Here is a 23,854-nt window from a genome sequence, read left to right on the forward strand (position 1 = left end):
GAGGCTTAAGGTGCTGGCGTGCCTGCGCGACGACGGACCGAACCTGCTGCTGGACGGGCGGCCGTGGCCGCGTGGCTGGGCGGCGACACCTCGCGGCCCGTCATGACGACGGCGGTGCGGTTCACGCTGGAGGAGCTGGCCGACGTCGCGCCCGGGAACTCGGTGGAGGTGCGGGTGCCGCCCGCCGGGGCCGTGCAGGCCGTGGCGGGGCCGCGGCACACGCGCGGGACGCCGCCGAACGTGGTGGAGACCGACGTCGAGACCTGGCTCGCGCTCGCCACCGGCCGGCTCTCGTGGGCCGACGCCGTCGTGTCCGGGCGGGTGAGCGCGTCGGGGGAGCGGGCCGACCTGTCCGCCCTCCTGCCGCTGCAGGCAGCACGCCCGCGCCCCTGACGAGCTCCGCCGAGGTAGCACGCATCCCCGCGAGGTAGTACCGATCCCTGCGAGGTAGTACGTGAGGCGCCGAGGTAGTACCTGATCCGGCGGGCGCGCGGGTGTCGGCCGGTTCCGCTACGTTCGGCGCACCGGGCAGGCACGCATCCCGACGGCCGGACGACGACGTCCGGTGACGTGGGGTTCAACAACGGTTCACGCGGGTCTGCTGAGGTGACGTCACCCACGTCCGCCGCGAAGGAGCCACCGTGAGCCCCACCCGTCCCTCCCGCCGTCGAGCACCGCTCGCCGCCGCCACCGCGGCCGCGCTCGTCCTGCCCGTCGGCGCCGCCCTGGCCGTCCCCGCGACGGCCGCCGTCTCGCCCGACGCCCCCGTCGTCATCGACGAGCTGTACGGGGGCGGCGGCAACAGCGGCGCCGCGTTCAACCAGGACTTCGTCGAGCTGTACAACCCGACGGACCAGCCGGTGTCCCTCGAGGGCTGGTCGGTGCAGTACGCGTCCGCGACCGGCACCTGGGCCAACGGGGCCCAGACGAACCTCGCGGGGTCGATCCCGGCGGGCGGGTCGTTCCTCGTCGCGGAGGCGCTGGGCGGGAACACGTCGCTGCCCGCGCTGCCGGCCCCCGACGTCACCGGCACCATCGCGATGTCCGGCACGGGCGCGAAGGCGGCGCTGGTGCGCTCGACGGACCGCCTGACGTGCGCGGGCGCGGACTGCGCGGCGGCCGAGGCCGTCGTCGACCTCGTCGGCTGGGGCCCGACCGCCAGCGCCTTCGCGGGCTCGGGGCCGGCGCCGGCGACGACGAACGCCACGTCGGTCGCACGCCGCGACCACGCGCACACCGCCGACAACGCCGCGGACTTCACGGCCGGTGCGCCGACGCCGACCGCGAGCGGCACCGACCCCGGCACGGACCCGGGCCCGGCAGAGGACGCGACGATCGCCGAGATCCAGGGCACCGGCGCCGCGTCGCCGCTGGTCGGGAAGACGGTGACGACCACCGGCGTCGTGACCGCGACCTACCCCACGGGCGGCTTCGACGGCCTCTACCTCCAGACGTCAGGTACGGGCGGCGACCCCGCGTCCGACGCCACCCCCGGCGCCTCCGACGCCGTCTTCGTGTTCTCCCGCGCCGCGGCCGCCGAGCTCGAGGTGGGCGACCACGTGGAGGTCACCGGCGAGGTCAGCGAGTACTCCGGCCTCACGGAGCTCACCGCGGACTCCTGGACCGCGCTGGACGAGCGCGGCGCCGTCGAGCCGCTGGCCACGACCTGGCCCGCGACCGACGCCGAGCGCGAGGCGCTCGAGGGCATGCTGCTCGCGCCGCAGGGCGACTTCACCGTCACCGACAACTACGACACGAACTTCTACGGCACGATCGGGCTCGCCACGGGCGACGCGCCGCTCGTGCAGCCCACCACGGCCGGCCGGCCCGGCTCGGTGGAGGCGAAGCAGCAGGCCGAGGACAACGCGGCCCGGGCCGTCCTGCTGGACGACGGCGCGTCGACGAACTACGGCTCGGCCGCCAACTCGTCGCAGCCGCTGCCGTGGCTGACGGGCGGCGACCCCGTGCGGGTCGGCGCCGCCGTGACCTTCACGCGGCCCGTCGTGCTCGACTACCGGTACGACGCCTGGGGGCTGCAGCCGCAGCACCGGCTCACGCCCGACGTGGCCGACGCCGTGCAGCCCGCCACGTTCGAGAACACGCGCGAGGCCTCGCCGCAGGACGTCGGCGGCACGCTGCAGGTGGGCACCTTCAACGTGCTCAACTACTTCACCACCACGGGCGACCAGCTTGACGGGTGCACCTACTACACGGATCGCGCCGGCGACCCGGTCACGGTGCGCGGCGGCTGCGACGCCCGCGGCGCGGCCGAGGCCGAGGACCTCGAGCGGCAGCAGACCAAGATCGTCGCGGCGATCTCGGCGCTGGGGGCCGACGTCGTCGGCCTCGAGGAGATCGAGAACTCCGCCGCGTTCGGCAAGGACCGCGACCAGGCCCTGGCCGACCTGGTCGACGCGCTCGACGCGCACGACGGCGCGGGCACCTGGGCGTACGTCGCGTCCCCGGCCGACCTCCCGGAGAGCGAGGACGTGATCCGCACGGCGTTCGTCTACCGGACCGCGGGCGCCGAGCCCGTCGGGACCTCGCGGATCCTCGACGACCCGGAGGCGTTCGGCAACGCACGCCAGCCGCTGGCGCAGGTGTTCCAGCCGGCCGGCGGGGTCGACGCCGACCCGGGCGACGACGTCGTGGTGATCACCAACCACTTCAAGTCGAAGGGGTCGGCGGGCCCGTGGCCCGGGGACGAGGACACGGGCGACGGCCAGGGCGCGTCCAACGAGTCGCGCGTGCGTCAGGCGACCGCGCTGGTGGCCTTCGCCGACGACGTGGCCGCCGACGCCGGGACCGACGCGGTGCTGCTCGTGGGCGACCTCAACTCCTACGAGCAGGAGGACCCGGTCGTCGTCCTCACCGACGCGGGCTACACGGACCTCGGGCCCACCACGGGCGAGTACACGTACGCGTTCGACGGCGCGGTCGGCTCGCTCGACCACGCGCTCGCGTCGTCGGGTCTGATCGCCCGGGTGACCGGCACGGACATCTGGAACGTCAACGCGTACGAGCCGGTGGCGAACGAGTACAGCCGCTACAACTACAACGCGACGATCCTCTACGACGAGACGCCGTTCCGGTCGTCGGACCACGACCCGCTGCTCGTCGGGCTCGACCTCACGCCGTCCGCACCCGCGTGGGACGCGAAGGACACCTACGGCAAGGGGGACCGGGTCGCCTTCGAGGGCGGGCTCTTCGAGGCGCTGTGGTGGTCGCGCGGCGACCGGCCCGGGGCGTCGGCGTACGGGCCCTGGGCCGAGGTCGGGGCTCCGGTCGCCACGTCGGCCGGGACCTTCTCCGCCTGGACCCGCACCTGGGTGTACGGGAAGGGTGACGTCGTCGTGCACGACGGGCACCGCTGGCGGGCCCAGTGGTACTCCCGGAACGACGAGCCCGGCGCGACGCCGTGGGGCCCCTGGAAGGACCTGGGAGCCGCCTGACGGGCGGCCGTCGGGTGCCGGCGGGTGGCTTAGGCTCGAGGGGTGAGCAGCTCGACCCCCGACCAGGACACCCCGGCACCCGACGGCACCGCGCCCGACGCCACGCCGCCCGCCGGCGAGGCGCCGGCGGAGACCGTCGAGTCCGCCGCCGGCACCGACGCCACCCCGGACGGCGCCTCGGACGATGCCGCGGACGAGGCGTCGGACAAGGTCGAGGCGCCGCAGGACGTGACGCTGCTGGTCGACCCCGAGCGGGTGCGTCGCGCCCCCAAGTTCCCGGTGTTCCTGTGGATGGGCGCGCTGGTCGGCGGTGTCGTCGGGCTGATCTTCTCGACCTGGCTCATCGACGCCGCCGATCCGGAGGTCGCTGCGGCCCTGCTGAAGCCGGGCGTCTACGTGTCGGTGATGATCCTCGGCGGGATCGCCCTCGGCCTGGGCGTCGGCGGGCTGGTCGCCGTGATCTCCGACCGGCGCAGCCTGCGTCGTCGCTGACGCGTCCGGGCAGGTCGACGCACCGGGGCCCTGTGGGATACTCGAGGCATGCCCTTGCGCCCTGACGGCCGCCTGAACCATGACCTCATGCCCGGCGAGAAGGGCCCCCAGGACGCGTGCGGCGTCTTCGGGGTCTGGGCCCCCGGCGAGGAGGTCGCCAAGCTCGCCTACTTCGGCCTGTACGCCCTGCAGCACCGCGGACAGGAGTCCGCGGGCATCGCCACCAGCAACGGTGAGCAGATCCTCGTGTACAAGGACATGGGCCTCGTGTCCCAGGTCTTCGACGAGACGGCGCTCGACGCCCTCACCGGCCACCTCGCGGTGGGCCACTGCCGGTACTCCACCACCGGCGGCGTGACCTGGGAGAACGCCCAGCCGACCCTCGGCGCGACCGCGGGCGGCACCGTCGCCCTCGGGCACAACGGCAACCTCACCAACTCCGCCGAGCTGGTCAACCTCGTGGCCGAGCGCTACGGCGCGCAGCGCCGCGGCGAGCTCGCACGCGGCAACACCACCGACACGGCGCTCATCACGGCCCTGCTGGCCGGCGACGCCGACCACACCCTCGCCCAGACGGCGCTCGAGGTGCTCCCGAAGCTGCGCGGCGCGTTCTCCCTCGTCTTCATGGACGAGGGCACCCTCTATGCCGCCCGCGACCCGCAGGGCGTGCGCCCGCTGGTCCTGGGCCGCCTGCAGCGCGGCTGGGTGGTCGCGTCGGAGACGCCGGCCCTCGACATCGTCGGCGCGTCGTACGTGCGCGACGTCGAGCCGGGCGAGCTCCTCACCATCGACGCCGACGGCCTGCGCTCCGAGAAGTTCGCCGAGCCGGAGCGTGCGGGCTGCGTCTTCGAGTACGTCTACCTCGCCCGCCCCGACAACACCATCAACGGCCGCTCCGTGCACGCGTCGCGCGTCGAGATGGGCCGCACGCTGGCCCGCGAGCACCCCGTCGAGGCGGATCTCGTCATCCCGACGCCGGAGTCCGGCACGCCGGCCGCCGTCGGGTACGCCGCGGAGTCGGGCATCCCGTTCGGGCAGGGCCTCACCAAGAACGCCTACGTGGGACGCACGTTCATCCAGCCGTCCGACACGCTGCGCCAGCTCGGCATCCGCCTCAAGCTCAACCCGCTCAAGGAAGTGATCCGCGGGAAGCGTCTCGTCGTCGTCGACGACTCGATCGTGCGCGGCAACACCCAGCGGGCCCTGATCCGCATGCTCCGCGAGGCGGGCGCGGCCGAGGTGCACGTGCGCATCTCGTCGCCGCCGGTGAAGTGGCCGTGCTTCTACGGCATCGACTTCGCGTCGCGGGCCGAGCTCATCGCCAACGGCCTCAGCCCGGACGAGATCGGCCAGTCCCTGGGCGCCGACTCCCTCGGCTACATCTCGACCGAGGGCATGATCGCGGCCACCGAGCAGCCGGCGTCCCAGCTGTGCGCCGCCTGCTTCACGGGCAAGTACCCGATCGAGCTCCCCACCGCCGACCAGCTCGGCAAGCACCTGCTGGAGCAGGCCGAGCTGCCGCTCGGCGCCCCCGAGGACGGGCTCCGCACGGTCTCCGTGGGGGCCGGTGGCGGCACCGCGCTCGACCACCCGTGACTGACAGCCGACCCCGCCTGACAGCCGACCGACACAGCCGACGAACGGTGAGCCCCACGTGACGAACGAACCCCTGACCTACGCCGCGGCCGGCGTCGACACCGAGGCCGGCGACAAGGCCGTCGAGCTGATGAAGGACGCCGTGCGTCGCACGCACGGGCCCGCCGTCCTCGGGGGCGTGGGCGGCTTCGCGGGGCTCTTCGACCTGTCCGCGATCCGCGAGTACCGCAAGCCGCTCCTCGCGACGTCGACGGACGGTGTCGGCACCAAGGTCGCGATCGCGCAGGCGCTCGACAAGCACGACACGATCGGCTTCGACCTCGTCGGGATGGTCGTGGACGACATCGTCGTGGTCGGCGCCGAGCCGCTGTTCATGACGGACTACATCGCCACCGGCAAGGTCGTCCCCGAGCGCGTGGCCGACATCGTGCGTGGCATCGCGCAGGCCTGCGAGGTGGCCGGCACGGCCCTCGTCGGCGGCGAGACGGCCGAGCACCCGGGCCTCCTCGCCCCCGACGAGTACGACGTCGCCGGCGCGGCCACGGGCATCGTCGAGGCGGACGCCGTCCTGGGCCCCGAGCGCGTGCGCGCCGGCGACGTGCTCGTCGCGATGGGATCGAGCGGCCTGCACTCCAACGGCTACTCGCTGGTGCGCGCGGTCGTGAAGCACGCCGGCTGGTCGCTGGACCGCCACGTCGAGGAGTTCGGCCGCACCCTGGGTGAGGAGCTCCTGGAGCCCACCCGCGTGTACGCGCGGGACGTGCTCGCGCTCGCCGAGGACCCGGCCGCGCAGGTGCACGCCGTCACGCACGTGACGGGCGGCGGGCTCGCGGCGAACCTCGCGCGCGTGCTCCCCGCCGGCACGGTGGCGACGGTCGACCGGGGCTCGTGGGAGGTGCCAGCCGTGTTCCGCACGGTGCGCGAGCTCGGCTCGGTGCCGCGGCGGGACCTGGAGAACACGCTCAACCTCGGTGTCGGCATGGTGGCCGTCGTGGGCGCGGACGGCGTCGACGCGGCGCTGGCGACCCTCGCGGCTCGCGGCGTGCCGGCGTGGGTGCTGGGCTCGGTCGAGGATCTTGACCCGGGCGTGCCGGCCGAGGACCTGGTCGCCGGGACGAAGGGTGTGCAGGGCGGCGCGGTCCGCCTCACGGGCGACTACCGCTGACGTCCTGCGCGGGGGAGCGGGCCTCCCCCGCGCCCGACCTCGCGCATGGCGAAGGGCCGGACGGCTGCTGCCGTCCGGCCCTTCGCGCGCGGCGTCGGAACCCGTGGGTCACGGGGTCCGACGCTGGGGACTCAGCGCTCGTCGCCCCAGGAGTTGTATCGGTTGTCGTACTCGTCGTCGTCGGAGAAACGATCCTCCGTGGCGACATCCGTGCGACCGCCCTCGCTGCCCTTGAGCTCCTGCTCGAGCGCGTGGTAGTTCGTCTCGGGGCTGTAGTACTTCAGCTCGCGAGCGACCTTAGTCTGCTTTGCCTTCTGACGGCCGCGGCCCATGGCTGAGACCCCCTCAACGTAGGAGCGGGGCTTGCGCCGTCCGTGACGGCGGCCCCGTGCGTAAGTAGTCTGTTCAGACCCCAACGGTACATGCTCGCGCGCCATTCCCTCCACTCCGCGACGCGTGCCGTATGCATCGACGGACGTGGGAGCGGGTGATCCTCGTCCGATGGTGTCTCAGGTCACGAGACCGATCGGTGCGCGGAGCGGTCCGGAGGCGCCTGACGCCCCGGCAGAACGGACGCACGCGTACGACTCGGTCCATGCCAGGACGATCCGGACGATTTCATCCGGCTCCCAAGTCGCCTCAATCCCGCTTTCTGCACACAATGGATGAGCGAGACCGTGTCCGCACACCGGGCGCCGCCCGGGCCGGTCCGTACCAGGAGGTGCAGGGGATGTCGCTCCACGGAGACTCCGAGGTTCTGCTGACGCCTGCCGAGGTGGCCAGCCTGTTCCGCGTCGACCCGAAGACCGTGACCCGCTGGGCGAAGGCGGGCAAGCTCTCGTCGATCCGCACGCTCGGTGGTCACCGCCGCTACAAGGAGTCGGAGGTGCGCGCGCTGCTCGGCGCCGCCTCCGAGGAGGCGACGCCGGACAAGTAGGGCGCCCCGGGGGCGCCGCGGCGCCGCTCGAGCGCGGGGGCGCTCAGTGGCGCCGCGCTCGCACCACGACCATCACGACCAGCGCCAGCCCCGCCGCCGCGGCGCCGAGGAGCACCTGCGCGTTGCGCTTGCGGCGGGGGTCGGTGGCGGGGAGCCCGCCTCCCGTGACGAACGTGCCGGCGTCGCCGGCGGCCTGCTTGGTCGCCCGGGCGAGCTGGTTCGCCTGGTACTTCGGCGAGAGGCGCGTCGCGAGCTGGTCGAGCGTCGCGGCGAGCTCCGCGCGGGTGCGGGCCACCTCGTCCTCGAGCTCGCGGGCCGTGGGGGCCGGGGTCCTGTTCTCGGGCGTCGTGGGCTCGGTCACCGGCGCACCCCCTTCTTGATCGTCTCCACGTCCTCCTTGACCCGGTCGATCGTCTCGGGCCGCCGGGCCGCCTTCTTGAGCTGGCGCACCGCGATCGCGACGGCGAGGCCGGCGACGAGCAGCATGGCGACCCCGACGACGAGCGCGGAGAGCCACAGCGGCCAGACCGTTGCGAGGCCCGTGATCCCGGCCCAGATGAGGACGCCCACCGCGTAGAGCACGACGACGAGGGCTGCGGCGATGAGCCCGATCCCGATGCCGGAACGCTTCGCCTTCTCCGTCAGCTCGGCCTTGGCGAGCGCGACCTCTGCGCGCACGAGCCGCGTCGTCTGTTCCGACAGCTGCTCCACGAGCCGCCCCATGGAGGGTGGCTGCTCGGCGGGCGGGGTGCGCCCGTCGTCCCAGTCCGTCATCGGCTGCTCCGATCCTGCGTGAGGTGATCGTCCGTGCGGTCCCACTCAACCCGTCCCTGCTGGTCCAGGCAATTCCTGGCGGAAAGACGACGAGACCCCCACGCCCGGGGCGTGGGGGTCTCGATGGTGGCTCCGACCGGCGTCGATCCGGTGACCTTTCGATTTTCAGTCGAACGCTCTACCAACTGAGCTACAGAGCCTGGACACGAACGCCCGGGCGCCGTTTCCGACGAACCGGGCGCATCATGCGCGACCCTGACGGGACTTGAACCCGCGACCTCCGCCGTGACAGGGCGGCGCGCTAACCAACTGCGCTACAGGGCCAAGGTGGGGAGTGGACTCCCACCGAGGAAGCTCGTTTCGAGCCGAGAAGAAGCGTACCCCATGCTCGCCGGGATCTTGAAATCGGATCCTGACCAGCAAGGACGCGCCGTTTTGCGGGGCTGCCGACGCTGCCGGCGTCCTCGCGGAGTACCCCCAACGGGATTCGAACCCGTGCTACCGCCGTGAAAGGGCGGGGTCCTAGGCCGCTAGACGATGGGGGCTGGACCCGGCAAGCATACCCAGCCGGCAGGGACGGCCCTCGCCCGTCCGTGGGCGAGGATGGGACCCGTGGTGGAGATGACGCGCGAGGAGTTCGAGGAGGCCGTCCGGGACGGCCTCGACCAGGTCCCGGCCGACCTGGCGGCGATGATGGACAACGTCGTCGTCCTCGTCGAGGACGACGCCCCCGCCGACGACCCCGAGCTCCTGGGGCTGTACGAGGGCGTGCCGCTCACCGAGCGCGGGCAGTTCTGGGCCGCGGGCTCGCTGCCCGACCGGATCACCGTGTACCGCAACCCGACCCTGGCCATCTGCGACACGCGTAACGACGTCGTCGAGGAGGTCGCCATCACCGTGGTGCACGAGATCGCCCACCACTTCGGGATCGACGACGAGCGGCTGCACGAGCTCGGCTGGGCCTGAGCCGCGCTCCGGACCGACGACGACGGACCCGTGACGCACGGGGCGTCACGGGTCCGTCGGGGTCGTGCTGCGGGGCGTGGAGCCTCAGGACGGGCGGTACTCCCAGTGCCACGCCTCCGGCTTGCGGCCGTCCGCCTGCGCCCAGGCGGGGTTGCGCCACCCGAACTTCGCGGCGTTCGCGACCAGCCACTGGTGCTGGGCGCTCGAGCGCTCCTCGACACCGCCGTTGATGTCGACGGCGATGCCCCAGCCGTGGTCCGAGTAGCCGGGCACGGCGGCGAGGTAGCCGCGGCTCGCCTTGACGGACACCTGCGACTCGTAGGAGCGGTAGGAGTCACGGATCTGCAGGTGCTCGCCGAAGCGCGCCTGGTAGGCGGCGTCGAGGCGCTCGAGCTGCTCGGCCGCGTCGCGACGCAGGGACTCGCCCGACGCGAAGGACAGGCCCTCGAGGTCGGCGGACGCGAGGCGACCGTTCCCGTACCCCTCGGTGTCGTCCGCGAACTTCTTGAGGGAGGGGGCGGCCTTGCGGGCCGCCGCGGCCTGCGCGTGGAGGATCTCGGCCGGCGTCGCGGGTGCGGGCGTGATGCTGATCGCCGTGGTGTCGGTCTTCTCGATCAGGGTGGTGAGGTCCTCGGTCGCGTCGGCGACGTCGGCCGCGTCCTGCCCGCGGACGTCGAGCGCGGTGCGCTCGCCGGCGCGCGACGCCGCCTCTCCTCCGGCGCGGTCGGTCACGACGTCGCGCAGGTGCGCCGCGCTCTTCGTGACGGCCTTGCGCTGCTTGGCGGGGATCCCGATCGTCTCGGTCGTCACCTGGTCGGCGCGGGCCAAAGCCTCCTGGGCGGCGGTGAGCGCCTCGTCGCCGGACGGGGCGGCGCTCTTCGCGGCGCCCTTCGACGACGCCTGCTCGGTGTCGGCCTTCGCGGTGCCCGTGCTCGCGGTGCCCGAGCCGACGGCGCCCGACGTCGCGCCCGCGGCGCCGGACAGCGCGGGCCGCACGATCGCCGTCGTGGCCGAGGCGGTCGGGGAGACGGTGCCGAACGTGCCGGTCTCGATGGTGCCCACGGACGACGAGCCCGCGTCGGTCGACGCGGCGGTCCGCGTCTCCCCGGACGCGGTGGAGTTGCCGGTGAGGACCACCCCGGTCGTCAGCGCCATCACGGTCAGCGCGACGGGGACGCCGGCGCGCACGGTGCGGCGCCCGAGGCGCGGCGTCGTGGGACGGGCGGCGTGGACGTCGGCGCGGCGCTGCCGGGACGGGTGGTGGATGTCGCGGCGCCGGGGCAGCGGCGCAGGGGCGTGCTCGGTCACGTGGGGAAGTCCTCGGGGTAGGGAAGGCGGGGAGCTCGAACCTCTCGGGAGCTCGCACCGGTCGGAAGCTCATTCCATCTTCAACCGTTTCGACGGGTGCTCCGGGCCAACGAGGCGACCAGACGACACGAATCCCGTGCGGGGCGTAGGGACGAGATGTGAAGGCCGGGACATCCCGGCGATCCTCGGGCGCCCGGATCGTGGGACGCGTCGTCCCGCCGGGCCGGGGGCAAGGGGCGCGACACCGGGACGCGGCCCAGGATGCTCGGATGACTTCCGCACCCGTGACCGTCGCGGTCCACCGCGCCGTCAGCCCCGACCGCGTCCCGGAGGTCACCGCCTGGGTGCAGTCCGGCGTCCGGCTCGCGAACCGCTGGGACGGCTTCCTCGGCTCGGGCTGGATCCGCGCCTCCGAGGGCGCCGCGGACTGGATCATGCTCTACCGCTTCGCCGACGCCGCCCGCCTCGAGGCATGGGAGGAGTCGCCCGAGCGCCGGCGCTGGCTCGCCGCCGGGGAGGGGCTCGTGGAGGAGCGGCGGGTGGAGAGGCGCACCGGCATCGAGGGCTGGTTCGACCCGCCGGTGCGGCAGGACGAGCCCACCGGGCCGCCGCTGCTGGCCGCGCCGCCGCGGTGGAAGCAGTCCGTGGCCATCTGGCTCGGCTTCTTCCCCGTGAACCTCGCCTTCACCGTGCTGGTGGGGTGGCTCGTGCCGCCCTTCGCGGAGCTGCACGTGCTGCTGCGGGTGCTCGTCTCGACGCTGGTGCTCACGCCGATCATGTCGTTCTGGGTGCTGCCCTGGGTGACGGGGCGCCTCTCGGGCTGGCTGCACGCGCCGCGGCGCTGAGCGGGCGCCCGGCCCGGTCAGCCCTGGGCGGGGGACGCCGTCGACCCGAGCCAGTCGCGCAGGGCCGCCGGACGGTCGGTGATGATGCCGTCCACGCCCGCGTCGACGAGCGTGCGCCACGCGGGCTCGTCGTTCGCCGTCCAGCCGAAGACCCGCAGCCCCGCGGCGTGCGCCGTCGGGACGAGGTCCGGGTCGTCGGCGATCAGCGCGACCCCGGGGCTGACGGCGGCCGCGTGGAGCGCGGCGAGAAGGGCGGGCAGGCCCTCGCGGGGGTGCTCCACCAGCAGGGAGCGCGGCACCTGCGGCGCGACGTCGCGCAGGGCCGCGACCGTCTCCGGGACGAAGCCCTGCACGATGAGCCGGCCGTCCATTCCCGGGTCGTCGAGCACGCGCATCGTGACCGCGACGTCGTCGGCGCTCCAGCGGCCCTTGTACTCGCACAGGACGCCGAGGCCCGGGTGCCGTGCGACGACGTCCAGCACCTCCGCCAGCGTAGGGATGCGCTGCCCGGCGAACTCCGGGCCGAACCACGAGCCGGCGTCGAGGCCCTGCAGCTCGTCCCGGGTGCGGCTCCGCACCTCGCCCGTACCGTCCGTCGTGGCGTCGACCGTCCCGTCGTGGATGACCACCGGGACGCCGTCGGCGCTGAGGTGGACGTCGATCTCGACCATCGCGGCGCCCACCTCCCCGGCGAGGTCGATCGCGGCCAGCGTGTTCTGCGGGGCGTCGGCGGACGCGCCGCGGTGGGCGACGACGGCGGGGACCTGGACGCGGACGGGCACGGGGCTCCTTCGGGCGGCGAGGGCCTGCGACGGTGTCGTGCAGGAGTGGGCCCCGTGGGGATCGAACCCACAACCCGCGGATTAAAAGTCCGCTGCTCTGCCAGTTGAGCTAGAGGCCCGCCGCCGTCCGCCCGGAGGTCGGTCGCCAGCTGCGGACAGCGTACGCGGGGCCGCGGGCGGCCCGTGCGCACCGGGTCCCGGCAACGCCCGTGACGCCGCCCGCAAGGTCACGATCCGGTCACGGAGGGCAACCTATCGACGCGCCGGCACGGCTGTCACGCGGGGTCTCACCCACCGGGAGATCTCGTCCCGATCGCGTCTCATCGTTGCGTCGGGCCCCAGGTCCTGTTTCGGTGGACGGGTTCGCAAGGACCGACGAGAGGAGCGTCCATGCTCACCGTGACCGACAACGCCCGTACCGCCGTCCAGGACCTCGCCCAGCAGGCGGGGGTGCCCGACGAGGGCGGGCTGCGGATCGCGCAGTCCGCCGGCCAGCCCGGCAACTTCGAGCTCGCGCTCGTCCCGGCGCCCCAGCCCGACGACCAGGTCGTCGACGAGGAGGGAGCCACGCACGTGTTCGTCGAGGCGCAGGCCGCGCCCGCCCTCGACACCCTGACCCTCGACACCGACCCTGCCGCGCAGGGTCCCGGGTTCGTGCTCACGCCGCAGGCGTGACGTCCGGGCGGGGACGCGGCGCCTCCTGAGGGCGCACCGCCCCCGCCTGACCGGTCCTCCGACGGCCGGGTACGGAGATCGCTCCGTGCCCGGCCGTCGTCGTGCCGGGAGCGGGCGCGGCGCGAGTGGCGTCCAAGGCCCGGTTGCGCCATCGTGTGGTGCCGCGACCCGCGCGGCACCGACGGAGGTGACCTGTGTCCGACCCCGCCCGCGCCGCCCGACGCTCCTCGCGCAGCGCGAACGACAGCACCGCACTGCTGGCGCTCGCGCGTGCCGGCTACGTCGCGTCCGGCGTGCTGCACCTGCTCCTCGGCTGGTTGGCCGTCCGCCTGGCCTTCGGGTCCTCAGGGGGGAACGCCGACCAGCAGGGCGCCCTGCGTGAGCTGGCCGACGCCCCGGGCGGCGCGCTGCTCCTGTGGCTGACGGCGGTGGGCTTCGCCGGCCTCGCCCTGTGGCAGCTCACCGAGGCCGTGGCGGGCGTGCCCGGGACGGACAAGGCGAAGCAGGTCGGTGCCCGGGCCAAGGCCGCGGCGAAGGCCGTCCTGTACGGGGTGCTCGCCGGCACCGCGGTGCGGGTCGCGACCGGGTCGTCCGGCGGCGGCTCCGAGGAGGGGCTCACCGCCGACCTCATGCGCGCCCCCGCGGGCCGGTGGCTCGTCGCGGTGGTCGGCCTCGTGATCGTCGGGGTGGGCGTCTTCCACGTCGTCAAGGGGTGGCGGAAGTCGTTCCGCGACGACCTGCGCGCGACCGGGGGCGGCGCCGTCGGGCAGGCGGTCGTGCGGCTCGGCCAGGTCGGCTACGTGGCCAAGGGGATCGCGCTCGGCGTCCTCGGGGGCCTCTTCGTGGCGGCCGCCGTCACGGCCGACCCCGAGAAGGCGGGCGGTCTGGACGACGCCCTGCGCACGATCCGGGAGCAGCCGTTCGGGGTGGTGCTGCTCGTGGCGACGGGCCTGGGCATCGCGGCCTACGGCGTGTACTCGTTCGCGCGGGCCCGGTACGCGCGGCTCTGACGCGCCGGCGGGGAGCCGTCGTCAGGTCGCGGGCTCCACGATCCACGTCGCGCCGAGCAGCAGGCAGCCGACGGTGACCAGCAGGAAGACCACGACCCACAGGATGCCCGTCGTGCGGGTCAGCGCCGCGAGCTGGTCGGCGTCCGACCGTCGCGCGCGCCCCCGGGAGCGCTGGGCCTGGAGCTCGAGCACGGGCCGCACGGACCCGATCAGCAGGAACCACGTCACCGCGTAGGCGACGGTCGCCTGCGCGGCGGGCTCGAGCCACCACGAGACGGCGACGAGGGCGGCGCCGGAGACGAGGATCGACCAGAGGCCGAACCAGTTGCGGATCTTCAGCAGCAGGAGCGCGAGCAGCAGCACCAGCAGCCACAGCAGCCCGACGGCGTAGCCGTGCCGCAGCAGCCAGGCGGCGCCGAGCCCGGTGAGGCCGGGGCCGACGTACCCGGCGAACGCCGTGACGATCATCCCGAAGCCGCGTGGGCGCCCGGCGGACACCGTGAGCCCGGAGGTGTCGGAGTGCAGCCGGATGGCGTCCAGGCGTCGCCCGGTGAGCATGGCGGCGACGGCGTGCGCGCCCTCGTGTGCGATCGTCACGACGTGCCGTGCCACCCGCCACACGGGGGTCACCAGCACGACGGCGAGCGCGGCGAGGCCCGCGGCCAGTACCACCGGCTGCGCCGGCGGCGGCACGGGGGTGGTGGCGGCCGTCCAGATCTGGGTCAGCACGTCGCCGACGGTGGTGAGGAAGTCGTCCACGGCGGCAATTCCACCACGGGCCCCTGAGAGGCCGGTCGGTCGACCCGGGCGCCGGTCGTGAGAGAATGGGGGCAGGTGGCTGCGCGTTGCGCGCCCCGCGTCGTGGAGATCCCCCCGGATTGCGTGCGGCGGACCCCGACCTCGACGTCCGAGACGTCCCTGCCCGAGAGGCCCTTTTCCTTGACTACCTTTGCCGACTTCGGCCTGCCTGCCCCTGTCGTCCGTCAGCTGACGGACCAGGGCATCACCACCCCCTTCCCGATCCAGACGGCGTCGCTGCCGGACACGATGGCCGGCACCGACGTGCTCGGCCGCGGCCGCACCGGCTCCGGCAAGACCCTGGCGTTCTCGCTGCCCGTCGTGACGCGGCTCGCGACGTCGGCGGCGAAGGCCGCGGCCGCCGGCCGCCCGCGCCGTCGTCCCGGCCGCCCGCGGGCGCTGGTGCTCTGCCCGACCCGCGAGCTCGCCAACCAGATCAACGCCACGATGGAGCCGCTCGCGAAGGCCCTCGGCCTCGTGACGACCACCGTCTTCGGCGGCGTCGCGCAGTCCCGCCAGGTCAACGCCCTGAATGCCGGCGTCGACGTGCTCATCGCGTGCCCCGGCCGCCTCGAGGACCTGCTCGGCCAGAAGCACCTCACCCTGGACGACGTCGAGATCACGGTGCTCGACGAGGCCGACCACATGGCCGACCTCGGCTTCCTGCCCGGCGTCAAGCGGATCATGGACCGCACGCCCACGGTGGGCCAGCGCCTGCTCTTCTCGGCGACGCTGGACAACGGCGTCGACGTGCTCGTGAAGCGCTACCTCAAGAACCCGGTGACGCACTCCGTGGACGAGGCCGCCGCCCCGCCGCCGCAGATGACGCACCACATCCTCGCCGTGGCGGACGCCGACGCGAAGAAGCACGTGGTGCACGCGCTCGCCTCCGGCACCGGCCGCCGCGTGCTGTTCACGCGCACCAAGCACCAGGCGAAGAAGCTCGCCAAGCAGCTCACGGGCGCGGGCGTGCCTGCGGTCGACCTGCACGGCAACCTCGGCCAGGGCGCGCGCGAGCGCAACCTCGCGGCGTTCTCCTCCGGGGACGTCAAGGTGCTCGTCGCCACCGACATCGCCGCGCGCGGCATCCACGTCGACGACGTCGAGCTCGTCGTGCACGTCGACCCGCCCGCCGAGCACAAGGCGTACCTGCACCGCTCGGGCCGCACGGCACGCGCCGGGTCCGGCGGCGACGTCGTCACCGTGATGCTGCCCGAGCAGCGCGGCGACGTCCGCGACCTCACGCGCAAGGCGAAGATCGACGCCCGCCCGCAGCCCGTGGCCCCGGGCGACGCGACCGTCGCCGCGCTGGTCGGCGAGGTCGCGCCGTACGTGGCGCCCGCGCCGGCGGCGCCCCCGCAGCCGCAGCGCCGCAAGGGCGGCGGCCCGCAGCAGGGCGGCAGCCAGCGCGGCCGCACGTCGCACGGCCAGGCGCCGCGCGGCGAGGCACAGCGCGGGCAGGGGCAGCGCGGCCAGCAGGGCCAGCGCTCGCAGGCGCAGCCGGCGTCGTCCGGCGGCCACGCCCCGCAGGCGGTCCGGGCCGACGGGTCCGCACCCGCCCGCCGTCGTCGGCGTCGTGGCGGCCGCGGCCGCGGGCAGGGCGGCTCGGCACCCGCGGCCTGAGCCGCCGCAGGGCAGGAACAGTCGCACGCCGGTCCGGGTTGAGCACGACGGAGGTGTCAGATGACGTACGAAGTCACCAAGTCCGACCAGCAGTGGAAGGTCGAGCTGAACCCGCAGGAGTTCGCCGTGCTGCGGCAGGCGGGCACCGAGCGGCCCTGGACCGGCGAGCTGCTCGACGAGAAGCGCGTCGGCGTGTACCGCTGTCGCGCGTGCGGCAACGAGCTGTTCCGGAGCGAGACCAAGTTCGACTCGCACTGCGGCTGGCCGTCGTTCTACACGCCGCTCGCCGGCGACGCCGTCGAGCTGCTCGAGGACCGGTCGCACGGCATGGTCCGCACCGAGGTGCGCTGCGCCCGGTGCGGCTCGCACCTGGGGCACGTCTTCGACGACGCGCCGCAGACGCCCACGGGCGACCGGTTCTGCATGAACTCGCTCAGCCTGACGTTCGAGCCCGCCGAGGGCTGACCGCCCGGTCGTCGCGCCCTGCCCGCAGCGCTTCGGGCAGGGCGCGGCTAGGGTCGGTCGGGTGACCGACTCCGCGCCCTCTGCGCCCTCTGTGGCCGACGCCGCCACGGCCTGGACCGCCGCGCCGACGTCCGTGCCCGACCATCTCGTCAACGTGCGCGACGTCGCGACGGCCGCCCCGGGCCTGGTGCCCGGGGCGTTGCTGCGTTCCGACGCGCCCCGGTCGGGCGACGTCGCCCCGGCCGACGTGGTGTGGCCGCCTCGCACGGTGCTCGACCTGCGCGACCCGGGGGAGAACGGCGAGCCGCACCCGCTGACGGGCGTCGCGCACGTCGTCCCGCTGCCCCTGCTGGACGGCACGGCGATGCAGGGCGCCACCGCGCCGGCGCCGGTGCCCGGCCTCGGGGAGCTGTACCTGCAGATGCTCGACGGCGTGGGCGCCGGGCACCTCGTGGAGGCGGTGCGGCTGATCGCGGTCGACGACGCGCCGGTGCTCGTGCACTGCACCGCCGGCAAGGACCGCACGGGGGTGACCGTCGCGCTGGTGCTGGCCCTGCTGGGCGTGGACCGTGCCGCGATCGTCGCCGACTACGAGCGGACCGGTCCCCACATGCGAGAGGTGCTGGCCCGCGCCGCCGTCACGGCGAACCTCGCCGTCCCTGACGCGCACGTGCTGGCGAAGCTGCCGCCCGAGCTCGTCACCGCTCCGGGCTGGGCGATCGAGACCGTGCTGGACCGGTTCGCCGAGCACGACGGCGGCGCACCGGGATGGTTCCGTGCGCACGGCGGCGGCACCGAGACGCTGGACGCCCTGCGGTCCCGTCTCCTCGAGGGCTGACCCGGCCCCGGACACGCGTCGAGCCTGCCGGGACGGGTCCCGACAGGCTCGACCGGCGACGTGGGCCCAGGCCCACGACGTCTCAGGAGCGCGTGTCGCGCCAGCGGACGAAGTCCTCCGAGTAGCGGTGCAGCAGCGTCGCGAGCTGCGCGACGTCCGCCTCGTCCCAGTCGCCGAACGCGTCCTTGTACATCTCGATGCGACGGTCGCGGGCCCGGGCGAAGCGCTGGGCGCCGTCGGCGGTCAGGGTGATCCGCTGGCCGCGGGTGTCCTCCGGGTCCACCTCGCGGTGCACGAGGCCGAGCTCCACCAGGCGGCTGAGCTGTCGGGACACGGTGGCACGGCCGACGCCGAAGTGTGCGGCGAGGTCGGAGCCGCGGATCCCGGGATGGGAGTCGATGTGCGCGAGGATCGGGTAGGCCGACGCCTCGAGCTCGGGGTGCACCCGCCGGGCGGTCTGGGCCGCCGACGACTGGGCGCGACGGATCAGGACCCGGATCTCGCGTTCGAGGGCACCGAACGGGTCGGTGGCCGGGTCGGGCAGGGGCTGGGCGGCGACGTCGTGCATGCGCCCATCATGAGGCTTCGCCGAGGCAAACGGGAGTGGCGTAGCAGGCGAACTTGCACCCGGACGGCGTCTCAGCGGGTGAAATCGACCCCGTCCGGGTGCTGGGCCGGTGTCAGGCCCGTTCGGCGACCGGAGCGGCGACGTCCTGCTCGGCCGACTTCTCCTCGTCGAGCACCTGCTCGATGCCGGAGCGCTGGCCCAGCGGGATCTCCTTCATGAAGAGCACCGCGATCAGCGAGACGACGGCCATCGGCACGGCGTACAGGAAGATCGTCGTGATGCCGTCGGCGTAGGCACCCTCGACCACCGTCTGCACGGGGGCGGGAAGGGCGGCCAGGTCCGGGACCGCGCCCGAGCCGGCACCCATCGCGTCCGAGGCGATGCCGAGCTTCGCCAGGCCGGTGGAGAGGTCCGTCTTGATCTGCGCGGCCATCACGGCGCCGAGCGCCGAGACGCCGATCGCGCCGCCCAGCGAGCGGAAGAACGCGACGCCGGAGGTACCGGCACCCATCTCGTGCACGTCGAGGGTGTTCTGCGTGGCGAGCACGAGGTTCTGCATCAGGGCGCCCACCGACAGGCCGAGGCCGAACAGGAAGACGGAGATGAGCACGAAGCTCGTGTCCACCTCGATGGTCGACAGGCCGAACAACGAACCGGTGAGGAGGACGGCGCCGCCCACCATGATCGCCTTGTACCGGCCGGTGTTCGAGATGATCCGGCCGAGCACGATGCCCGCGAGCATCGTGCCGACCACCATCGGGATGGTGAGCAGGCCGGACTCGGTCGGCGTCTTGCCGCGGGCGAGCTGGAAGTACTGGCTGAGGAAGACCGCGGTGCCGAACATGGCGACGCCGACGGACGCCGAGGCGACCACGGCGAGCACGAACGTGCGGTTCTTGAACAGGTGCAGCGGGATGATCGGCTCGGCGGCGTTCTTCTCGACGAAGCCGACGACGACGAGCGCCAGCAGGGCGCCGCCGACCATCGCGCCGGTCTGCCACGACAGCCACTCGAACTGGTCGCCGGCGAAGGTGACCCACAGGAGCAGCAGCGCGACGGCGACGGCGATGAGGCCGGCGCCGGCGTAGTCGATCTTCACCTCCCGCTTGGCCAGCGCGGGCAGGTGCAGCGTCTTCTGCAGCACGATGAACGCGGCGACGGCGAAGGGGACGCCGACGAAGAACGTCCAGCGCCAGCCGATCGAGTCGGTGAGCACGCCGCCGAGCAGCGGGCCGCCGATCTGCGCGACGGCCATGACGCCGCCCATGAGGCCCATGTACTTGCCGCGCTCGCGCGGGCTGATGATGTCGGCCATCAGGACCGTCGCGAGGGCGGTGAGGCCGCCGGCGCCGATGCCCTGCAGGGCGCGGAAGCCGATGAGCATCTCGATGTTCTGCGACAGGCCGGCAGCGGCGGCGGAGACCACCGTGATCGCGAGGGCGACCTGCATGAGCACCTTGCGGTTGGTCAGGTCGGCGAGCTTGCCCCACAGCGGGGTCGAGATCGTCATCGTCAGCAGCATCGCGGTGACGACCCAGGTGTAGGAGTGCTGGGAGCCGCCGAGCTCGCTGACGATCTTGGGCAGCGACGTCGAGACGATGGTGGTGGCCAGCAGCGAGACGAAGACGCCGAGGAGGATGCCCGAGAGGGCCTCGAGCACCTCGCGGCGGGTCATCGCCGGGGCCGGAGCGGCGGAGAGGTCCGGCGCGGTGGGCGCCGGGCTGGGGGACTGACTCATCGGGCGGGGATCTCCTCCTGCGCCGTGGCGCGGTCGTGGGTCGTGGTGAGTGCGGCCGCGACGCTGCGGATCCGGGAGATGGCGTCGGCGAGGTCGTTCTCCGACCAGTCGGAGAACGACTCGGAGACGAGGTCGTCGATGCGTTCGAAGGAGGCCTCCGCGAACTCGCGGCCGGCGTCCGTCAGGGCGAGGTAGCGGGCGCGCCGGTCGTCGTCGTCCACCGTGCGCTCGACGAGACCGGCGTCGACGAGGGCGCTGATCTGGCGGCTCGCGACGGAGACGTCGACGCGGAGCTTCGCGGCGACGTCGGTGATCTGGACGCGCCCGCACCGCGTGAGCAGGTGCAGGGCCCCGAGGCCGGCCCGGGGGAGGTCCAGGTCGCGCGCCACGCGCATGGCGGCCTCGCGCTGGGCGCGGGAGAGCTCCTCGAGCGTCTCCACGAGCTCACGGGCCGCGGTGCGGTCAACGGGCATGGCAGGGCCTTTGCTGAAAGAGGGTGGGTGCTCGGGGCCGGACGGCCGGAGCGGTGCGGCCCGGGGCGCGGGCCGAGTTGTTGCAGGGTGCAAACATACGCCTGGTGCTTGCAGCAAGCAAGTGTCCTGGTGGGGAGCTCACCCGGCGGACGACGACGGCCCGTGACGCCCCGGGCGGAGCGTCACGGGCCGTCGTCGTGTCGGCGCGACTCGGGCGTGCGTCAGGCGCGCTTGTACGCCTCGCCCGCCATGTCCTCGAGCTCGACGCCCTTCGTCTCCGGGATCTTGCCGAGCACGAAGAAGAACGACAGCACCGCGAAGACGGCGTACATGAGGTAGGGGATCGCCGGGCCGAACGTGTCGAGCATCGGCGGGAACGTCAGCGTGATGACGAAGTTCGCGATCCAGTTGGCCGCGGCGCCGACACCGAGGGCGGCGGCGCGGATCCGGTTCGGGAACATCTCGCCCAGCAGCACCCACATCAGCGGGCCCCACGTGGCGCCGAAGAAGACCACGAAGGCGTTCGCGCTGACCAGCGCGATGATGCTCCACGGATCCGGGAGGCTGATCGAGTCGCCCGAACCCGTGGCCTGCGTGAAGCACACCGCCATCAGGCCCAGCGAGACCGCCATGCCGGCCGAGCCGATGAGCAGCAGCGGGCGCCGCCCCACCTTGTCGATGAGGGCGATGGCGATGAACGTCACGGCCACGTTGGTGACCGCCGTGATCGTCGAGACGAGGAACGCCTGGGACTCGTCGAAACCGACCGCCTGCCACAGCGTCGTCGAGTAGTAGAAGATCACGTTGATCCCGACGAACTGCTGGAAGATCGCCATCACGATGCCGACCCAGACGATGGGCTTGAGCCCGAACCGGTCGCCCTTGAGGCTGCCCAGCTCGGCGTTCTTCTCGTCGACGGCGATCGAGCGGCGGATCTCGCCGATCCGGTCGTCCGGGTGCTCGTCGGGGCCGAGCACGGACGCCAGGACGGACCGCGCCTCGTCGTCGCGTCCCTTCGTCACGAGATAGCGCGGGGACTCGGGCATCCGTAGCGCGAGGATGCCGTACACGGCCGCCGGGACCACGGCGACGAGGAACATCCAGCGCCACGCCTCCCAGCCGAACCACAGCTCGTTCGCGGCGCTGCCGGCCGCCGTCGCGAGGATCTGGTCGGACAGCAGGGCCGCGAAGATACCGACGGTGATCGCGAGCTGCTGCAGCGAGCCGAGGCGCCCGCGCATCGCGGCCGGGGCGATCTCCGCGATGTACGCGGGGGCGATCACGGACGCGATGCCGATGCCGACGCCCGCCATGAACCGCCAGACCGCCAGGTCCCAGGCGCTCCACGCGATCGCCGACAGGATCGACGAGACGAAGAACAGCACCGCGCCCAGCACCATCACGTGGGTGCGGCCCCAGCGGTCGGCGAGCTTGCCGCCCGACCATGCGCCCAGGGCGCAGCCGAGGAGGGCGATCGCCACGACGAGCCCCGTCACGGTGGAGTTGAGGTCGAACTGGCCCTCGATCGCGTCGACCGCGCCGTTGATCACCGACGAGTCGAAACCGAAGAGGAACCCGCCGACCGCCGCCGCGAAGGCGAGGGCCGTGGCCTTCCGGTGGGCGCTCTGCGCACCCGCCTGACCAGGTGTGGAGGTGGACATGTGTCTCCTAAGTCCGTGGTTGCTTCGATGCTAGGTCCGCGATCGTGTGTCGGCTCGGGGAGCGACAGGCGCGGGAGACCTCGGGCGCCGGGTGGGCGTCGCCGGACGTGCCTGCAGGGCGCGGACCGCGGGAGACTGTACCGGTGAGCAACGAGCCGGAACCACGCAGGCACCGCCGACCGGCGATGCTCGACCCGCAGACCGCGGAGCAGATCCCCGGCTCCCTCGACCCCGCGCTGCGCGACGAGGTCGCGCACACCACCGCGCGCGCCGTCGTGCACCGGGCGCGGGCCGCGGAGGACCCGGAGGTCGTGGACCGCCTGGTGCGCCTCGTCGAGCGGGAGGGGCTCGACGTCGTCGCCGCCCTGTGGTCCGACGCCGCGCCCGCCTCGCTGCCCGGCGCGTTGTGGCGGCTGTACGTGCTGCGCGAGTGGGTGCGCCGCGACCCCCGCACCGTGGGGCTGCGCTACCGGCTCGGCGTCGACGCCGCCCCGGTGCACGAGGCGGTGGCCGGCGTGCCCCGCCCGCCCGCCCCCGAGGACCTGCGGACGCTCGCGGACGACGTCCTGTCCGGCGTCTACGCCGGCGACCTGGCCGTGGCGCTGGAGCGGGCCGCGTCGTTCTGCCGCATCCTCGCGACCGGTGCGGCGTTCGACGCCGACGCCCGCGAGGTCGCGGACCCCGACGGGGCCACGCGGATGACCCGCGGGGCCGCCGACCTCGTGCGCACCGCCGAGGAGCTGGAGCGCGCGGCCACGGGCTGGCGGGCGGGCACCCTCGACTGAGTCGCTCCGAGCCCGAACGGCGGCGCTGACCTGCGTGTTCGGAGCACGCCGACACCCGGGCTTACGATGTTCGGGCGACGTCGGGCCGCGGTAGCCCCGGGCTCCATCTTCAGCCGCTACGAGCGGCCACGCGCCGAGAGGCGCTCCCGGTCCGGCGTCGCACCTCACCCGAGTTTTCCCGCAGCCGCGAGGCGGATCGTTCAGCGCGCGTTCAACTGGTCGCGCCAGGATGGCCACCTCTAGTCTGTGAGAGTCTCAGCGTCCTCGATCCGGGAGCCACACGTGCGCCTGCGCCTGACACCGCGCGACACGACGTATTTCGACATGCTGGCGACGCTCGCGCAGCACAACGTCACGGGGGCCTCGCTCCTGGCGGAGCTGCTCGGGGCGTCCCGGCAGGAGCGGGAAGGGATCGTCCGCAGGCTCAACGAGGCCGAGCACGTGGCCGACGACGCCGCCCACTCGATCATGCGGCGCCTGAACCAGACGTTCGTCACCCCGTTCGACCGGGACGACATCTACGGCCTCGCGTCCGCGCTCGACGACTGCATGGACGCCATGGAGGAGGCCGGGGACCTCATCGTCCTGTACAAGGTCGACGAGCTGCCCCTGCGCGTGTCGGAGCAGGTGCAGGTGCTGCAGCGCTGCGCCGAGCTCACCGCCGAGGCCATGCCGCGCCTGCGCTCCATGGACCAGCTGTCCGACTACTGGGTCGAGATCAACCGCCTCGAGAACCAGGGCGACAAGCTGCACCGCGAGCTCATCGCGCAGCTCTTCGACGACACCACCGACCCGATCCTGCTCATCAAGCTCAAGGAGATCGTCGACATGCTCGAGGAGGGCGCCGACGCCTTCGAGCGGGTCGCGAACATGGTCGAGACCATCGCCCTCAAGGAGTCCTGA

The 23,854-nt window shown here is 73.5% G+C and carries 25 protein-coding genes and 4 tRNA genes; 15 read left to right on the forward strand and 14 right to left on the reverse strand.

Going from position 1 to position 23,854, the window contains the following annotated elements; all coding sequences use genetic code 11:
• The first annotated feature begins 18 nt into the window (after positions 1–18).
• The 5 genes from ACH443_RS01365 (at position 19) to purM (ending at position 6,705) form a co-directional block, all read left to right on the forward strand.
• A complete protein-coding gene (locus tag ACH443_RS01365) occupies positions 19–393 on the forward strand; it encodes a sterol carrier family protein (RefSeq protein ID WP_430589264.1) in 375 nt (124 codons plus the stop codon).
• 248 nt (positions 394–641) lie between these two features.
• A complete protein-coding gene (locus ACH443_RS01370; protein ID WP_430589265.1) occupies positions 642–3,452 on the forward strand; it encodes an ExeM/NucH family extracellular endonuclease in 2,811 nt (936 codons plus the stop codon).
• Between the two features lie 42 nt (positions 3,453–3,494).
• A complete protein-coding gene (locus ACH443_RS01375) occupies positions 3,495–3,944 on the forward strand; it encodes a hypothetical protein (protein WP_429766005.1) in 450 nt (149 codons plus the stop codon).
• A gap of 48 nt (positions 3,945–3,992) precedes the next feature.
• Entirely contained in the window at positions 3,993–5,540 is a 1,548-nt protein-coding gene (gene purF, locus ACH443_RS01380) for an amidophosphoribosyltransferase (protein ID WP_429766003.1), read from the forward strand.
• A gap of 58 nt (positions 5,541–5,598) precedes the next feature.
• Positions 5,599–6,705: a phosphoribosylformylglycinamidine cyclo-ligase gene (gene purM / locus ACH443_RS01385; protein WP_429766001.1), complete on the forward strand. Its 1,107-nt coding sequence runs from the start codon at positions 5,599–5,601 to the stop codon at positions 6,703–6,705.
• 131 nt (positions 6,706–6,836) lie between these two features.
• On the opposite strand, the gene ACH443_RS01390 is transcribed toward purM, so the two are convergent.
• Entirely contained in the window at positions 6,837–7,037 is a 201-nt protein-coding gene (locus ACH443_RS01390; protein ID WP_429765999.1) for a DUF3073 domain-containing protein, read from the reverse strand.
• Positions 7,038–7,435: 398 nt separating this feature from the next.
• Between ACH443_RS01390 and ACH443_RS01395 the strand changes: the two genes are divergently transcribed.
• A complete protein-coding gene (locus ACH443_RS01395; protein WP_079575713.1) occupies positions 7,436–7,642 on the forward strand; it encodes a BldC family transcriptional regulator in 207 nt (68 codons plus the stop codon).
• Positions 7,643–7,685: 43 nt separating this feature from the next.
• On the opposite strand, the gene ACH443_RS01400 is transcribed toward ACH443_RS01395, so the two are convergent.
• The 5 genes from ACH443_RS01400 to ACH443_RS01420 form a co-directional block, all read right to left on the reverse strand.
• On the reverse strand, positions 7,686–8,003 hold the full coding sequence (locus ACH443_RS01400; protein WP_429765998.1) for a DUF3618 domain-containing protein: 318 nt from the start codon (positions 8,001–8,003) through the stop codon (positions 7,686–7,688).
• Positions 8,000–8,416, reverse strand: coding sequence for a phage holin family protein (locus tag ACH443_RS01405; RefSeq protein WP_429765996.1), 417 nt, complete (start codon positions 8,414–8,416; stop codon positions 8,000–8,002). The genes ACH443_RS01400 and ACH443_RS01405 overlap by 4 nt, the downstream gene beginning before the upstream one ends.
• A gap of 124 nt (positions 8,417–8,540) precedes the next feature.
• Positions 8,541–8,616: transfer RNA gene (locus ACH443_RS01410), tRNA-Phe, on the reverse strand.
• A 50-nt stretch (positions 8,617–8,666) separates the two neighbouring features.
• Positions 8,667–8,740: transfer RNA gene (locus ACH443_RS01415), tRNA-Asp, on the reverse strand.
• A 148-nt stretch (positions 8,741–8,888) separates the two neighbouring features.
• A tRNA-Glu gene (locus tag ACH443_RS01420) sits at positions 8,889–8,961 on the reverse strand.
• 58 nt (positions 8,962–9,019) lie between these two features.
• Here ACH443_RS01420 and ACH443_RS01425 point away from each other — a divergent pair.
• Positions 9,020–9,382, forward strand: coding sequence for a metallopeptidase family protein (locus ACH443_RS01425; RefSeq protein ID WP_430589266.1), 363 nt, complete (start codon positions 9,020–9,022; stop codon positions 9,380–9,382).
• 84 nt (positions 9,383–9,466) lie between these two features.
• Here the strand turns inward: ACH443_RS01425 and ACH443_RS01430 are convergent, their stop codons facing one another.
• Positions 9,467–10,690, reverse strand: a complete 1,224-nt coding sequence (locus tag ACH443_RS01430; RefSeq protein WP_430589267.1) for a D-alanyl-D-alanine carboxypeptidase family protein — start codon at positions 10,688–10,690, stop codon at positions 9,467–9,469.
• Between the two features lie 269 nt (positions 10,691–10,959).
• On the opposite strand from ACH443_RS01430, the gene ACH443_RS01435 reads away from it, so the two are divergent.
• Entirely contained in the window at positions 10,960–11,535 is a 576-nt protein-coding gene (locus ACH443_RS01435) for an antibiotic biosynthesis monooxygenase (protein ID WP_429765990.1), read from the forward strand.
• A 17-nt stretch (positions 11,536–11,552) separates the two neighbouring features.
• On the opposite strand, the gene ACH443_RS01440 is transcribed toward ACH443_RS01435, so the two are convergent.
• Together ACH443_RS01440 and ACH443_RS01445 are read right to left on the reverse strand one after the other, a co-directional pair.
• Entirely contained in the window at positions 11,553–12,317 is a 765-nt protein-coding gene (locus ACH443_RS01440) for a glycerophosphodiester phosphodiesterase (RefSeq protein WP_430589268.1), read from the reverse strand.
• Positions 12,318–12,363: 46 nt separating this feature from the next.
• Positions 12,364–12,436, reverse strand: a tRNA-Lys gene (locus ACH443_RS01445).
• A 271-nt stretch (positions 12,437–12,707) separates the two neighbouring features.
• Here ACH443_RS01445 and ACH443_RS01450 point away from each other — a divergent pair.
• The gene (locus tag ACH443_RS01450) at positions 12,708–12,992 is read left to right on the forward strand and encodes an iron-sulfur cluster biosynthesis family protein (RefSeq protein WP_429765986.1); all 285 of its coding nucleotides are present in this window, start codon (positions 12,708–12,710) and stop codon (positions 12,990–12,992) included.
• A gap of 194 nt (positions 12,993–13,186) precedes the next feature.
• Positions 13,187–14,002 carry a DUF1206 domain-containing protein gene (locus ACH443_RS01455; RefSeq protein WP_430589269.1) on the forward strand — a complete coding sequence of 272 codons (816 nt, stop codon included), beginning with the start codon at positions 13,187–13,189 and terminating at the stop codon, positions 14,000–14,002.
• A 21-nt stretch (positions 14,003–14,023) separates the two neighbouring features.
• Here the strand turns inward: ACH443_RS01455 and ACH443_RS01460 are convergent, their stop codons facing one another.
• Positions 14,024–14,770 (reverse strand): M50 family metallopeptidase, encoded by a 747-nt coding sequence (locus tag ACH443_RS01460; RefSeq protein WP_429765982.1) that lies wholly within the window; start codon positions 14,768–14,770, stop codon positions 14,024–14,026.
• A gap of 171 nt (positions 14,771–14,941) precedes the next feature.
• Here ACH443_RS01460 and ACH443_RS01465 point away from each other — a divergent pair, with 171 nt between their 5' ends.
• The 3 genes from ACH443_RS01465 (at position 14,942) to ACH443_RS01475 (ending at position 17,726) form a co-directional block, all read left to right on the forward strand.
• On the forward strand, positions 14,942–16,423 hold the full coding sequence (locus ACH443_RS01465) for a DEAD/DEAH box helicase (protein WP_430589270.1): 1,482 nt from the start codon (positions 14,942–14,944) through the stop codon (positions 16,421–16,423).
• 60 nt (positions 16,424–16,483) lie between these two features.
• Positions 16,484–16,888 carry a peptide-methionine (R)-S-oxide reductase MsrB gene (msrB, locus tag ACH443_RS01470; RefSeq protein ID WP_429765979.1) on the forward strand — a complete coding sequence of 135 codons (405 nt, stop codon included), beginning with the start codon at positions 16,484–16,486 and terminating at the stop codon, positions 16,886–16,888.
• Between the two features lie 61 nt (positions 16,889–16,949).
• Positions 16,950–17,726 carry a tyrosine-protein phosphatase gene (locus tag ACH443_RS01475; protein WP_430556435.1) on the forward strand — a complete coding sequence of 259 codons (777 nt, stop codon included), beginning with the start codon at positions 16,950–16,952 and terminating at the stop codon, positions 17,724–17,726.
• Between the two features lie 82 nt (positions 17,727–17,808).
• Here the strand turns inward: ACH443_RS01475 and ACH443_RS01480 are convergent, their stop codons facing one another.
• The 4 genes from ACH443_RS01480 to ACH443_RS01495 all read right to left on the reverse strand — a co-directional run bounded on the left by ACH443_RS01480 (position 17,809) and on the right by ACH443_RS01495 (position 22,166).
• Positions 17,809–18,294 carry a MarR family winged helix-turn-helix transcriptional regulator gene (locus ACH443_RS01480; RefSeq protein WP_429765975.1) on the reverse strand — a complete coding sequence of 162 codons (486 nt, stop codon included), beginning with the start codon at positions 18,292–18,294 and terminating at the stop codon, positions 17,809–17,811.
• Between the two features lie 112 nt (positions 18,295–18,406).
• Positions 18,407–20,032 carry an MDR family MFS transporter gene (locus ACH443_RS01485; RefSeq protein ID WP_430589271.1) on the reverse strand — a complete coding sequence of 542 codons (1,626 nt, stop codon included), beginning with the start codon at positions 20,030–20,032 and terminating at the stop codon, positions 18,407–18,409.
• A complete protein-coding gene (locus tag ACH443_RS01490) occupies positions 20,029–20,505 on the reverse strand; it encodes a MarR family winged helix-turn-helix transcriptional regulator (protein WP_429765971.1) in 477 nt (158 codons plus the stop codon). The genes ACH443_RS01485 and ACH443_RS01490 overlap by 4 nt, the downstream gene beginning before the upstream one ends.
• A gap of 221 nt (positions 20,506–20,726) precedes the next feature.
• Positions 20,727–22,166 (reverse strand): sugar porter family MFS transporter, encoded by a 1,440-nt coding sequence (locus tag ACH443_RS01495; RefSeq protein WP_429765969.1) that lies wholly within the window; start codon positions 22,164–22,166, stop codon positions 20,727–20,729.
• A gap of 185 nt (positions 22,167–22,351) precedes the next feature.
• Here ACH443_RS01495 and ACH443_RS01500 point away from each other — a divergent pair, with 185 nt between their 5' ends.
• The gene (locus tag ACH443_RS01500) at positions 22,352–22,951 is read left to right on the forward strand and encodes a hypothetical protein (protein ID WP_429766289.1); all 600 of its coding nucleotides are present in this window, start codon (positions 22,352–22,354) and stop codon (positions 22,949–22,951) included.
• Positions 22,952–23,233: 282 nt separating this feature from the next.
• The gene (locus tag ACH443_RS01505) at positions 23,234–23,854 is read left to right on the forward strand and encodes a DUF47 domain-containing protein (protein ID WP_429765967.1); all 621 of its coding nucleotides are present in this window, start codon (positions 23,234–23,236) and stop codon (positions 23,852–23,854) included.

This window comes from Isoptericola sp. NPDC019571, from assembly GCF_044389385.1.
GTDB lineage: Bacteria > Actinomycetota > Actinomycetes > Actinomycetales > Cellulomonadaceae > Isoptericola > Isoptericola nanjingensis.